Genomic DNA, 13576 nt, shown 5'->3' with positions numbered 1-13576 from the left:
ATATTGTGGACAGTAAACAATATTAAAAAACGCATATAAAAAATGGAAACGTATTTAGGTCTTGATTTAGGAGGCACGAAGTTGCTGATTGGCGAAATGGATAGCCGTGGCAACATTTTGAGGTATAAGAAATATGACTCCGGTTACTTTAATCAGCAGGCTGCGCTGGAAATCATCAAGTCGTCGCTCGATGATTATATCCGTACCGTGGGCTGGTATGACCAGAAACCGGTAGCGATGGGTGTTGGGCTGATAGGGCGTGTAGATCCCAACGAAGGTGTCTGGCTGCAGATTGACCCGAGCAGGACACAGCGGATTGAGTTGGCAAAGGAACTGTCGGATATATATGGCATGCCTTGCCATATAGACAATGATGTGAAGAGCGCTACAAGAGCCGAACGCGTCTGGGGATTCGGACAAATTTCCAAAAACTTCATATACGTAAATGTAGGTACAGGCATTGCCGTGGGTACGGTGATAAATGGGAGACAAATCCGTGGCAGTCATTTCAATGCCGGCGAAGTGGGACACGTGCGTGTAGGTGTGAACATAGGCATTAAATGCGGTTGTGGACGGATGGACTGTGTGGAGGCGATTGCTGCCGGCATAGGTTTTGACAATTGTGCCCGTCTGCTCCGCAACCAGTATGAGACCGGCCTGCATATTCCGGCTGAAAAAGGGGAACGGGTGATTGTGAGTGAGGTGTTTGCACTTAGTCAGAAAGGTGACCCTCTCTGTACGGTGCTGGTAGAGAATGCAGCTGAGGCGCTTGCCAATCTTATAATGAATCTGGTACGTATGATTGACCCGGACACGGTGGTGTTGGGTGGAGGCATTGTGGCCGACGGGTATATGCACGAGAAGATTCTGGAGAAACTTCATCCTACGACCATGCGTTTTGTCAGCAACGGGGTTGTCATTACGAAACTGAATCCCGGATTTATCGGGCTTCTGGGGGCCGGTGCGGTGGCGATGAATATGTGATTAGGAATTAATGATTAAGAATATGAAAATAACAATAACAAAGAATGAAAAGGAGTTTGACTGCACGGCTGCATGGCGCATCATCGGGCAGATGTTGAATGAACCGGAGAGTGTGATAGGACTTTCGACGGGACGTACTACCGGCAATCTTCATCGGTTGGTGGGAGAAATCTATACTAAATATCCGTTTAAGGTGGATACCGTTACTTTCTTCGGATTGGATGAGGTAACGAATGTGCCGCGCGAATATGCCGGAGCATGCTACACGATGCTGAAAACGGAGTTGATGGATACATTGGGCATCAAGGAAGAGAATTTTTTGATGCTGCCTACCATTTCTGGTGATTTTGAACAGTCATGCAGGGATTTCCAGCAGGAAATTGCGAACCGTGGCGGTATTGATTTGCTGATTTTAGGGTTGGGTGAGAACGGACATCTGGGATTCAACCAGCCAGAATCTCCCTTTGGCGGTGAAGCATGGGTGACCCGGATGAATGTGGAACTGGAAGAACGCATCCGTAGAGAAACGGGTACTCCTCCCGATAAAGAGTTGGGAGGGGCTACTTTGGGAATAAAGAACATTATGCAGGCACGCCGGATTGTACTGGTTGCCAAAGGGACTAATAAAGCGGATATTGTCAAGCGGATGCTTGAAGGGCCTGTGACAACAGATGTTCCTGCTTCCATCCTTCAGCTTCATCCCAACTGTGAATTTCTGCTGGATGAGGCGGCGGCAAGCATGCTTAACTGCTAAGTCGCCTTGCAGGCGGCTGATAACTAATTATTTGAATTAATAATCAAAATACTATGACACAACAAGAAAAACAAATAAACTATATGGGGCCATTCATCACGATGGTGTTCTTGTTCTTTATTGTAGGTTTCCTTACGACTGCCAATACTCAGTTTCAGGGTCCTCTGAAAGAAACTTTTCTTTCGGAAGTGGGCGGGTTGAAAAATACTTTTGCTACTTTGATTACTTTCTCCTGGTTCCTTGCTTATCCGGTTTGTGGAGGGGTAGGCTCGTCGTGGATTAGCAAATACGGATATAAAGGAACATTGATGCGTGGATTGCTGGTGATGATTGTGGGACTTGGTTTGTTCTTTGCCTCTTCCTATTTCACAGTACACTTTCCTGAAGCGAATTGGCATGCAGGAAATAATGTTATCCCTGGAGGGTTCTTGATTTTCTTACTGGGTTCTTTCGTGGTAGGGGCTTCGGCCACCATTCTGCAAGTGGTTATAAATCCTTATCTGACGGCTTGCCATGTCAAGGGTACCCAGTCCATTCAGCGTTTGGCTATAGGCGGTTCCGCCAATTCTGTGGGAACTACGCTTGCTCCTTATTTCGTGACCGGTGTCGTGTTCGGCGGTCTGTCTATGGAGGACATTCAGATTGACCAGCTGATGGTTCCGTTCCTGGCATTGATGGCTGTTATTTCTTTGATTGTATTGTTGTTGATGAAATTGTCTTTGCCCGATATCCAAGGAACCAGGGTAGAGAAGGGAGAAAAGCTGGAAAAAAGTGTATGGTCCTTCCGTCATCTGACATTGGGCGTGGTGGCTATCTTCTTTTATGTAGGAGTGGAAGTCTGTATCGGGGCCAATATCAATCTGTATGCCATCGAGATGGATTATGCTTCTCCGGCACTGATGGCTACGCTCTATTGGGGTGGTATGCTTGTGGGCCGCCTGGTGGGGAGCAGCCTGAGCAGGATTTCTCCCCGCGTGCAGTTGACGGTTACTACGGTATCGGCAGGACTACTCGCCCTACTGGCCATTCTTCTGAATAATCCGTGGCTGCTCACGGCAGTAGGTCTGTTCCATTCCATCATGTGGGGAGCTATCTTTACTTTGTCCGTTGCCCATTTGGGAAAATACACTTCGGTGGCTTCGGGTGTGTTCATGATTGGAGTGGTAGGCGGTGCCATATTGCCCTTGTTGCAAGGAGTGCTTGCCGATGTTCTTGGAGGCTGGAGATGGTCATGGCTCATCGTTCTTTTTGGAGAAGCGTTTATGCTGTATTATGCATTGATAGGTTCACGGGTCCGTCAGACCTGCGATAATTTGTAATTAAAGATAGTACTTATGAAAAAAATTAGAATGATGATGGCTGCCGCTTTGGGCGTATTGGTTTCATGCGGTAGCGTTAAGTCGGGAGAAGAGGTCGTTGCGGCTTCCCGCGATTCAAAGGTTGTGGTTGCTTATGTCACTTCGTGGAGTGAGGTGATGCCCGACCCGCAGTACATGACGCATATCAACTATGCGTTCGGTCATGTAAACGAGAGCTTTAACGGTGTCAAGATTGATAATGAGGAACGTTTGAGACAGATTGTTGATTTGAGGAAACAGAAGCCGGAGCTGAAAGTGCTGCTTTCCATCGGCGGCTGGGGAAGCGGACGTTTCAGTGAGATGGCTGCCAATGATGAATATCGCCGTGCTTTTGCCGCGGACTGTGACCGTGTGGTGAAGGAGTTCGCTTTGGATGGCATTGACATCGATTGGGAATATCCCACCAGCTCTATGGCAAATATATCCTCGTCACCGGACGATACGGAGAATTTTACACTTCTGATGCAGGATATCAGAGCTGCCATCGGCAATGAAAAGGAACTGACACTTGCCACCGTAGCTTCTGCCCGTTACATTGACTTCAAGGCTATCTTGCCTTCCGTCGATTTTGTGAATATCATGGCTTATGACATGGCTTCTGCTCCCAAGCACCATTCGGCGCTTTATCCGTCAGGACATAGCGGTGACATTACTTCGGACGGTGCCGTTACTGCACACTTGAAAGCGGGCGTACCGCCTTCCAAGCTGGTGATGGGTATGCCCTTCTATGGTCGTGGAGGTGACGGTTATCCCAGCTTCCAAGACTATAATAAGGTAGGGAATACGGATACCCAATATACTGAAAAGTGGGATGAGGTGGCTCAAGTGCCTTATCTGGCCGATAAGAATGATACGTTGGTATTTGGTTTTGAGAATCCCCGTTCACTTGCCATCAAGTGTCAGTATATTCTGGATAAAGATTTGCTGGGAGGCATGTATTGGGATTATAGCGGAGACAATGAACAGGGTGATTTGCGCCGTACGGTAGCAGAAAACCTATTGGGCAAGCCGCACAAGGCGAAGATACTGGTGTTGACGGAACGTGGCGGACAGCACGGAGGATTTACGGATGCCGGTTTGAGGTGGTTGGCGGCCGAAGGTGTAAAGGGGAATTTCAGTATTACCGAGATAAACAATGCCAGGAACATAACGGAGGCTTACTTGTCGCAGTTCAGCCTGGTTATTCAATTGGATTTCCCGCCTTATACTTGGCCGAAGGAAGCGGAAGATGCGTTCGTCAAGTATATAGAAGAAGGCCGTGGCGGCTGGATAGGTTTCCATCATGCTACTTTGCTGGGCGAGTTTGACGGTTATCCCATGTGGCAATGGTTCTCTGATTTCATGGGTGGTGTACGTTTCAAGAACTACATAGCTCCGCTGGCCGACGGTACGCTGATTGTGGAAGATAAACAGCATCCGGTAATGAAGGATGTTCCGGCCTCTTTCGTGGTGCCCGATGACGAGTGGTATACTTATGACAAGAGTCCGCGCCCTAATGTACATGTATTAGCCAATGTAGACGAATCGAGCTACACGCCTGCATCGGACATCAAGATGGGCGATCATCCGGTGGTTTGGGTCAATGAAAGCAAAAAGGCACGCAATGTTTATTTCCAGATAGGGCATAGTAGTAAGTTGTACGAAACGGAAGGGTTTACGACCATGTTCAGAAATGCCATTAACTGGACTTTAGAAAGGTAATACTTTTTATAATCAATGGATTTGGAAGAAAACGGGTACGTACAGAAACGTATCCGTTTTTTTATGGGTTTAAACTTTATCACTTTAAGTTTAAAATAAAACGTTTTTTATGGATGTGTTAGTAAATGAACTCCTTATGAGAAATATTCAACTTCCATTTCTTGTTTAGTACGTAATTTCGCTTATCGAAGTATTGGAATTTGTATCAATACAATATGAATAACTTTCTATTTTATAAACTAATACTATTATCATGAAAAGAAAAAGAGTCCTTTTGCTGCTTTGCATTCTCAGTTGCACTTTGCAGCTCTTCGCACAACAAATTAATGTGCAGGGTATCGTTTATGATCCTTCTGGAGAAACGGTTCCGGGTGCTAATGTCAGTATGAAAAGTAATCCGGCTGTGGGTACTGTGACGGATATTGATGGGAATTTCAGTCTGAAAGCTTCTGTGGGTGATGTGTTGGTCTTCACCTTTATCGGTTATGAGCCTATTGAGTATAAACTGACTGCTGCAGATACAAATCTGAAAGTCCGTTTTACTGATTCTTCTGAGTTGCTGGACGAGGTAGTTGTAGTAGGCTATGGTGTACAAAAGAAGAGTGTACTTTCGTCTGCTGTGAGCCGTGTTACCAGTGAAGAGTTGGATAAAGGTAATCCTACAAATATTCAGAATGCTTTGAAAGGTAAAGTTTCCGGTGTACAGATTATCTCTAATTCAGGTCAGCCCGGTGCGGAATCAAAGATTCGTATTCGGGGTACCGGTACGGTCAACAACTCCGATCCGCTTTATATAGTAGACGGCATGCCGTCTGAAAGTGGTATCAGTCATTTGAATCCTTCTGATATTGAGTCTATTGAAGTGTTGAAAGACGCAGCTTCCGCCGCTATTTACGGAGCCCGTGGTGCTAACGGTGTTGTGCTAATAACTACGAAGAAGGGTACTAAAGGGAAGGCTACTTTGAACTATGAATTTACGTACGGTATTCAGAATCCTTCCAAGAAGGTGGATTTGCTGGGTAGTGCGGATTATCAGATGTTGATGAATGAAATGGCTGCCAACGCAGGTAAGGACCCTTATTTCCCGACTGTTTCCAGCGTCAATACCGACTGGCAAAAGGAACTGCAGAACAAGAATGCTCCTATTATGAACCACAAGGTTTCGTTGAGTGGAGGTACGGACAACTCTACCTATTATGCTTCTTTCGGTTATGTAAAGCAAGAAGGTATTTATGCCAAAGGACATGCTGATTATGAACGCTACAATGTACGCTTGAATTACAATAATGTATTACTGGACACGAAATCACGAAATTGGTTGAATAAGATTAGTTTTGGTGCAATTGCAAGCTATTCCAAGTCAATCCAGACTGGTAATACTATTGGCAATAGTGAAGCTGCAGGCTTGATTACTTCCATGAATATGTTGCCTCCTACCGAGCCGGTTTATCAGACCGACCCTGCTATACTGGAGCAATATGCCGTAACTTATCCAAATCATGTCATTGCTCCCAACGGCCTGGCATACAATATCATCGAGATGCGTGAAATAACCAATCCGCTGGCAGCCATGCAGGTCAGTCATAACCAGAGGACTATGCCTCAGAATTTCGGTGCGAACTTTAACCTTGATGTCGACTTGTTGCCAGGCTTGAAGTTCAAGACTACCTATGGTGCGGAATGGGTGTTCAATTCCATTAAGAATGTAACTCCAGTCTACGAGCTAAATGCTACCAGTAAGAATGCCACTTCCAAGGTAGAGGATAAGAAAAGGGAGTCTTCCTATTGGCAGTGGGAAAATGTACTGTCGTATACAAAGTCTTTCGGCCGTCATAATATAGGTGCACTGTTCGGTACAAGTATGTCTTCCTACCATTACTCCAATTTGGAAGCGGAAGATTATAATCTGCTGGTGGTGGATATAGACAAGGGATATATAGACACGGCCACAGCGCCCGAAGAACAGTCCAAAGTATGGGGTGGGGCGGAAGATCACCGCATTGCATCCATATTCGGACGTATCAATTATAATTATGATGAAAAGTATTTGTTCGAAGCGGTAGTGAGACGGGACGGTTCGTCAAACTTCAGTCGCGAGCACCAATATGCTACATTCCCTTCGGTTTCTTTGGGTTGGGTGTTGACTCGTGAGAAGTTCATGGAAAACAGACCTTCCTGGTTGGATTTTGCCAAGATACGTCTAAGCTGGGGACAGAATGGTAACGAACGTATTGGCTCCTTTGCCTATACAAGTATGATGAGTCAGGGTAAGAATGCAGTCATAAATGGAAAGGTATATACGGGCATGCTGCCCAGTGGCTATGCCAATGCTGATTTGAAATGGGAGACCTCCGAACAGACCGACTTGGGTATTGACTTGCGTTTCTTCAACAGTGCATTGACATTCTCTGCCGACTATTTCGTGAAGAAGACGAAGGACATGCTGCTTTCCATGCCGATTCCTCTTTATACCAGTTATGGCAGTATGACGGTCAATTCGGGTACAGTGAAGAACGAAGGTATCGAGTTCGAAGCGTCCTATCGCTTTAAGGTGGGTGAAGTGAATCTGGGTATCAATGGAAATGCTTCTTATGTGAAGAATACCGTAACAGACCAGGGCCCCGACCGTGTCGGTCTCAATAATATCGGCGGTGGTATGGGCGGCCAGGTCAGTTGGAGAGAGAACGGGCGTCCGTACGGCTTCTTCTACGGTTACTTGCATGATGGTATTTTCCAGAATCAGCAGGAGATAGATAGCTATACCTACGTAGATTCTAACGGAAAGACTCAGCTGATACAGCCGAATGCCAAGCCTGGAGATATTCGTTTTAAAGATTTGGATGGTGAAAATGGGTTGAATGGTGATGACCGTACCATGATAGGCAAGCCGAACCCTGACTGGACATATGGATTCACTCTTTCTGCCGATTGGAAAGGAGTTGATTTCAGTGCATTCTTCCAGGGAAGTATCGGAAACGACATTTATAAACTGTACAGACGTTCCAATGTGACTTTTGGTAACTACGACAAATCTTGGCTGAACCGTTGGCATGGTGAAGGCACTTCCAATTGGGTGCCACGTGTGATAGATGGTGACAACAATAACTATCAGGTTTCAAACTTTTTTGTGGAAGATGGTTCGTATATGCGTTTGAAAGTGTTGCAGATTGGCTATAGTCTGCCCGGACAGATGTTGCAGCGTGTCGGCGTCAAGGGGCTGCGTTTCTTTGTGCAGGGCGAAAATCTGTTTACAATTACCAACTACAGCGGTTATGATCCTGAAGTGGGAACACGTGATGGATTTGACGGGGGAACATATCCGCAAGCACGTACTTATACTATCGGTGCGAATATTACATTTTGATTAACCTAAAAATTAGATACAATGAATAAGATATTAAAGGTATTGGCTTTGGGTGCGATGGCTTTGTCGACCACAGCTTGTTCAGATTTTCTGGAAGTGAATCCGAGAACTCAGGTGTCAGAAACCGAATTCTATAAGACGGAAGACGATATGATGAAGGGCTTGTATGCCGTGATGAATGAAATGCAGACCCGTATGCCGGAGGTTTGGTCTTACTCTTCTTTGCTGGGTGATGAGTCCGAAACCGGTGGTGGTATCGGTGAGGGGTCTTACAAGACGAAATGGGATACTTTTACCTATGACGCGACTTCTTGTTTCGGTGCATGGGGATATGGTTCTTGGTGGAATGAGTGGGATTTTGGCTTGTTCAATGGAGTCATTGCTGCCAATCTGTTGATTGACAAATTGGCCGGATGCAACCTCAGTGCAGACTTTGTCAATTCCATTTCTGCCGAAGCGCGCTTTTACCGTGCCATTTTCTATTACCATCTGTTTATGGGGTATGAGCAATTCCCGCTTATCAAACATTATCTGGCAGCCAGTGAAATGTATAGCGTTGCCAAAGGAACCCGTGAAGAAATTTATGAGTTTATGATGGGTGACTTGGATGACGAAGTGACTAAGTATCTGCCCCAGCGCAGTGCTACACAGCAGGGACGCGTTTGCCGGGATGCTGCCAAGCTGCTTCGTGCCAAAATTATTTTGTTCCATCGTGATGAGACTAAATATCAGGTGGCATTGAATGACATGAAAGAAATAATCACCAGTGGAAGATACCGGTTGAACCCTGATTATCAAAACTTATGGGTGAAAGACGGAGAATGGTGTGCGGAATCTATCTTTGAGGTATGTTATGCCGGCAATAACTCCGGTGAAGGGTTTGGTCTTGCACGTTCTTTGGGTGGTCGTAACATTGTTGACCCGAGAAGTGCCGAGCAGGGCGGCTTGGGCGAAGGTTATGGGCAGAATACCATGCCGAGTACTGTTTACAACATGTTTAAGGAAGGTGATACGCGCCGTGAGGGAACAGTCATTGTCTATGCGGACGAGGCTAAAAAAGTGGCAGAAATGGTGGCCAAAGGTGAACTACCGGCAGGAAGTGCTTTCCAAGTCAGTGACCAGCAGGAAAATTACGAGGGTCTGGGGCACTATAAGATTCATCCGAGAAAGGAGACGACGTCTACGGTGAATCCTACGGATAACTATTATAACTCTTGGCGTATTTACCGTTATGCCGATGTTTTGCTGCTGGCTGTGGAGCTTGATGTACGCATCAACGGAACTGCCAGTGCCGATGCGCAAGGCTGGTTCGACCAGGTCAGAGACCGCGCTTTCAAAGACAAAGAGCATCGTATCAACTTGGCCGGAAAGAGCAAGCAGGAGCTGTTGGATATTCTTTTTGAAGAGCGTGGGTATGAGTTTATGGATGAAATGCAGCGTTGGTTTGATATTCTGCGTTTCGATAAAGGAACAGAGATTTTAGGTAACAAAGGTTGGACGGAGAAGTTCAGATACTTTCCAATTGACCAGTCGGAAATGGATAGAGCTAAAGGTGGCTTGACACAGAACCCTGGCTGGTTATAAGTTTTGATTGTTTTTTTCTGAAGAGTCCCCGGTATTTCCTTGTGAATAATACCGGGGATTTTTTGTTCCTTCACAAAGTTTGTTTTGGCAAAACATCTGTCATGCTATCACGCAAATGGGTGTATTGTTTTGATTATAAATCAATTAAAGCGTGATAGATACCCGTGACAGATAAAAAACGTTACAACCATCTATCACGCTTTCCAATCTTTCTAAAAGATGATGCCTCCTATTTATTGGGTGAATCGTAAAAGTGGATATTGTCTTAGTTCTCAACATGAAACTTTTAGTTTTGAGACTAAATACGAGAAGTTTTGATTGGGGAAACTTTTGGTTTCAACGATATGAAACTGTCATTCCGGCCCGTTGGGAACCGGCAAGGGTATCTATATAAAACGACCGAAACAGATACTTTTCGAAGGAAAAGTATCTGTTTCGGCATAAAAACGTAGTGTTAACATAGGAAATAGGGGAATTATCCCCTATTTATTCTCTTGATTGCTGTTATGGAAACCGTTTTATTTGAGGAACGGGTTGCCGCTTTTGTCTTTGCTCACTACCCAGCGGAAAGCATTAACCAATAGCAGGTTCTGTGTACCGTCGATAAACTCTTCGTCACCATGCCCCATATTCAGGTAAATCATTCTGTAATTCTTGTTGGACCATACGATGGGGAAGTCGCCAAAATTCACTACATCCTTGATACCCAGTGGATAGTTCTTGGGAGATAGGGACAAGAGTACCTCTACGTCCTTGTTCTGGCGGGGGCTGGGAGTCCATTGGTACCATTCGCTGGCGGGAGCCACGAATGATGCAGGCAGATTCTTGGTAACGGGATGTTCTTCGTTGTCGACTTCGACCAATACCGGCTGGGGAGGCCAGTTGTTGCAATAGAACACCCCACCACCAAGAAACTTAACGAACCAGGGCCAATGCGTGTTTTTGTCGTTGTAGGCTGCTGCGTGGAAACCTACCCAACCGCCTCCGTTTTCCATGTATTGCTCAAAAGCATCGCGTTCGGCCTTGGTGTTGGGGGATGTGTTAAGCATGATAATGACATTGTATTCTTTCAGTTTCTCGTATGGGTATTTTGAAAAATCGGTAGTAATATCCAGAACAAAGCCGTCACCGTAATTGAGCTTCTTGAAGAAAGTGGTTGCTTGTTCTGCAAATTGTACGTGTGCTTCTTCCGCATGTTGCGTGTAATAAATCAAGGCCTTGAAGCGAGGAGCTTTGGCATAGTTTGCCGGATAACCTTCGGGGACTTGTGCGTACGTCAGCAGGGTGCAAGCCGTAAACAATAAAATAAACAGATGTTTCATAATTTGTAATTTATAATTTATAAGTTATTAATTCTCCATTATCTAATATTCCGCAATCAGAGACAGCCATTTGCCTGCCGAGGTAATCCATACCTCTTTATAACAGGCATTGTTGGTTTGCGGCCAATAGGGGACATCGTCGTTACCCAGGGTACGGATACCAACGGGCATCTCTCCTGTCATTTCTCCCGAAGAGAAGGTATTCAGTTGCGGATAGTTGTGTCCTTCTCCATAAATCAAGGATTGTCCGAAAGGATTCTTGCCTACGGTCCAGTACAACTGTTCCAGACCGATGTTGAGCAGTTCCTTGTCCTTCAGGAAGTTTCCGCAGATGGCGGCGGACTTTCCGTTGGAAAGATGGATGGCGGTATTGCCGTTGAAAATGTTGAACCACACGGGGAAACGTTTCATGTAGTGCTCTTTGTCCAGTTGTACTCCTCGTTTAATCTGTTCCGTGTACAGTTCCTTGGCATTGGCAGGGGGAAACAGATGGAGGGCGTAGAAGTTGGTGGTATCCTTATATTCCTCTGCATGGTAAACACCGCTTGGAATCATACCGTAGGGATGGGTATACTTCATCATTCCTTTCAGATAGTCTCCATATAGTTGTATGGAATTCACCCATTTAGGGTAATCGGGGTGCTCCTTCTGGGTTTCGCAAAGCATCACCATAGCCTGCATATAGACCTGCTCGCGCGACTGGTGTATGTAATGTACGATGGATTTGCGGGATTTGTCCCGGTAGAAGAATCCGCGTGTCCCGTCTTTGTCTTTCAGCGGTTCCGTGCGCTGGCAGTCGAGGGTGTAGCGGATGTATTCGGCGGCGATGTCCGCATAAGAAGGTTTTCCGGTCAGCTTGTATAATTGGCTTGCCGACCAGGAGATGGTAGCCATATACTGACTTTTCGAAGTGTTGTAACTGTGTTCGTAAGGCTGGACGAACTGGTCGAAGCCATCTTTTTTGAACTTCTCCATAGCAAAAGCGAAATCTTCTTCGGCCACGCGCAATAGGTATTCCTGCAGCATCGGGTCGTTGTCCAGCGTCATGGAGGCGTAAGCTTCGTATCCGGCATAGAGAAAGTTGTCAAATGCCATGTTCTGTACACGTACGGAAGATATGTCGTCCAATGTATTGAACACACCGTCTTGCCAGATAAGCAATCCCATGCTGCTGGCGCGGTAACCATCGCCGTAGCGGTTCTTTAGGATGAACTCTACTCCCCATTCCGCCTCTTCACGCAGGCGGGCGGCGAGGGCTGGGTTGATATTTCTTTGTTTATTATAGGCTTCGAGCAGAGCAAAGGTCACGTCTCCCGTCTGCAAGGTTTGCTGGGACAAGTCTCCTGCATCGTGCCATCCGCCGGAGTAGGAGATGCTGCGTCCGTCATGTCGGGACATGAGGTCTACGTGGCAGGTGGAATGCTTGCCGGGAACCGGATGTCCACAGCGCTGGCAGAAGATGAAGTTCAGCACTTTCCATTGTGAATCTTCCCAAAGTCTTTCTCCAATCCGGAAGGTGGGAGTTAGCGATGTTCCGACCTTCAGCTGATACTCTCCGGGATTATTGAAGGAGGTGAAATCAATAAGGCCAAATTCTCCGAGAGTGGTTTTCTCTTTTCGGATGTCTCCTTCGTAAGCTATTTCTCCGGTTGGGGTAAGCAGTTGGAAGCGCTTTCCGGCGTCTATGGTGAGGTTTGTGTTGATGAGGGCGGTTTTGGGGTGGTTGACGGCATAGCCGGTTGTCGAGTAGGAGATTTTTCCATCGGCAGGTATCCATCCGCTGACTTTCTCAGGGGCTTTCACCGTTTGCAGTTGTAGATTGTCCAGGTAGTAGATAGCTGAATCTCCTGTAGTCCGGTCTTTGCCTTTGAGGGCTGTGCTGAAGGTGATGGATATCACCTTGTCGCGCTGATACTCGTCTATTTCGAGGAAGCATTGGTTCCACTCCTTATTAATAAGGTTAATGAGGTGTGAACCCGAAGGCTGATTATATCCTTTCTTGGCAGGAGTATCTGCATTGCGAAACGTGAGGTTCATGTTGACGATGCGCGCGCCGTCGCAATCGGGATAGATGGAGAATACGATGCGGTTGTACTTCTCCAGATTGGCGCCGTCTAGATGATAGGTAACACTGCTGTTTCCGTAGGTGGCATAGTCTGGGTCGGAAGGAGAGCCGGTCGCCCTTTTCCCGGTGAATGTGGGGAATTGCAGTTTGATGCTGCCTTTGCCGGAAACGGTCTTTTCCGTACTGAAGGACATGCTTCCTGCGCCGGAATGACTCCATCCCTCTGTACCTGCCGAGCGGGTGAGAGGAGCGCTTTGCAAGACCTCCTTTTTCCATCCGTTGGTTTCGAAAGAGTTTTCAATATCCAGGGGGAGGGGTTGATGTATCAGTCCGCTTTCGTGGAGTTGTCGTTCCAGTTTGGGGTCTTGGGTCAGACGTGTCTGACCGTATGCGGCAATACTGCCGAGAGATAAAAGGTATAAAAATAATAATGTCTTTCTCATG

8 protein-coding genes are annotated in these 13576 nt (G+C 46.4%); 6 read left to right on the top strand and 2 right to left on the bottom strand.

The genetic code is table 11. The features are described from left to right. Positions 1 to 42: 42 nt before the first annotated feature. From DW039_RS01575 to DW039_RS01550, 6 genes are all read left to right on the top strand, one after another. Positions 43 to 984: an ROK family protein gene (locus DW039_RS01575; protein ID WP_120381599.1), complete on the top strand. Its 942-nt coding sequence runs from the start codon at positions 43 to 45 to the stop codon at positions 982 to 984. A 22-nt stretch (positions 985 to 1006) separates the two neighbouring features. After that, the gene (locus DW039_RS01570) at positions 1007 to 1738 is read left to right on the top strand and encodes a 6-phosphogluconolactonase (protein ID WP_005833056.1); all 732 of its coding nucleotides are present in this window, start codon (positions 1007 to 1009) and stop codon (positions 1736 to 1738) included. Between the two features lie 53 nt (positions 1739 to 1791). Beyond that, positions 1792 to 3057 carry an MFS transporter gene (locus tag DW039_RS01565; RefSeq protein ID WP_008665144.1) on the top strand — a complete coding sequence of 422 codons (1266 nt, stop codon included), beginning with the start codon at positions 1792 to 1794 and terminating at the stop codon, positions 3055 to 3057. Positions 3058 to 3072: 15 nt separating this feature from the next. Next, positions 3073 to 4797: a glycosyl hydrolase family 18 protein gene (locus tag DW039_RS01560; RefSeq protein WP_120381598.1), complete on the top strand. Its 1725-nt coding sequence runs from the start codon at positions 3073 to 3075 to the stop codon at positions 4795 to 4797. Between the two features lie 253 nt (positions 4798 to 5050). Further along, the gene (locus DW039_RS01555) at positions 5051 to 8161 is read left to right on the top strand and encodes a TonB-dependent receptor (RefSeq protein ID WP_057281639.1); all 3111 of its coding nucleotides are present in this window, start codon (positions 5051 to 5053) and stop codon (positions 8159 to 8161) included. 21 nt (positions 8162 to 8182) lie between these two features. Further along, entirely contained in the window at positions 8183 to 9745 is a 1563-nt protein-coding gene (locus DW039_RS01550) for a RagB/SusD family nutrient uptake outer membrane protein (RefSeq protein WP_005827028.1), read from the top strand. Between the two features lie 518 nt (positions 9746 to 10263). On the opposite strand, the gene DW039_RS01545 is transcribed toward DW039_RS01550, so the two are convergent. Both DW039_RS01545 and DW039_RS01540 read right to left on the bottom strand, forming a co-directional pair. Continuing rightward, positions 10264 to 11067: a ThuA domain-containing protein gene (locus tag DW039_RS01545; protein WP_008665150.1), complete on the bottom strand. Its 804-nt coding sequence runs from the start codon at positions 11065 to 11067 to the stop codon at positions 10264 to 10266. A 42-nt stretch (positions 11068 to 11109) separates the two neighbouring features. Then, entirely contained in the window at positions 11110 to 13575 is a 2466-nt protein-coding gene (locus DW039_RS01540; RefSeq protein WP_120381597.1) for a glycoside hydrolase family 9 protein, read from the bottom strand. Between the last annotated feature and the right edge of the window lies 1 nt (position 13576).

The organism is Bacteroides sp. AF39-16AC (assembly GCF_003602735.1).
GTDB classification, from domain to species: Bacteria; Bacteroidota; Bacteroidia; order Bacteroidales; family Bacteroidaceae; genus Bacteroides; species Bacteroides uniformis.
Note: the sequence above shows the minus strand (reverse complement) of the source record. Positions and strands in the feature narration are given on the sequence as shown.

What these genes read in the sequence shown, in the direction of transcription:
- DW039_RS01575 (WP_120381599.1), top strand. Translation starts at nt 43, where the DNA reads ATGGAAACGTATTTAGGTCTTGATTTAGGAGGCACGAAGTTGCTGATT.
- DW039_RS01570 (WP_005833056.1), top strand. Translation starts at nt 1,007, where the DNA reads ATGAAAATAACAATAACAAAGAATGAAAAGGAGTTTGACTGCACGGCT.
- DW039_RS01565 (WP_008665144.1), top strand. Translation starts at nt 1,792, where the DNA reads ATGACACAACAAGAAAAACAAATAAACTATATGGGGCCATTCATCACG.
- DW039_RS01560 (WP_120381598.1), top strand. Translation starts at nt 3,073, where the DNA reads ATGAAAAAAATTAGAATGATGATGGCTGCCGCTTTGGGCGTATTGGTT.
- DW039_RS01555 (WP_057281639.1), top strand. Translation starts at nt 5,051, where the DNA reads ATGAAAAGAAAAAGAGTCCTTTTGCTGCTTTGCATTCTCAGTTGCACT.
- DW039_RS01550 (WP_005827028.1), top strand. Translation starts at nt 8,183, where the DNA reads ATGAATAAGATATTAAAGGTATTGGCTTTGGGTGCGATGGCTTTGTCG.
- DW039_RS01545 (WP_008665150.1), bottom strand. Translation starts at nt 11,067, where the DNA reads ATGAAACATCTGTTTATTTTATTGTTTACGGCTTGCACCCTGCTGACG.
- DW039_RS01540 (WP_120381597.1), bottom strand. Translation starts at nt 13,575, where the DNA reads ATGAGAAAGACATTATTATTTTTATACCTTTTATCTCTCGGCAGTATT.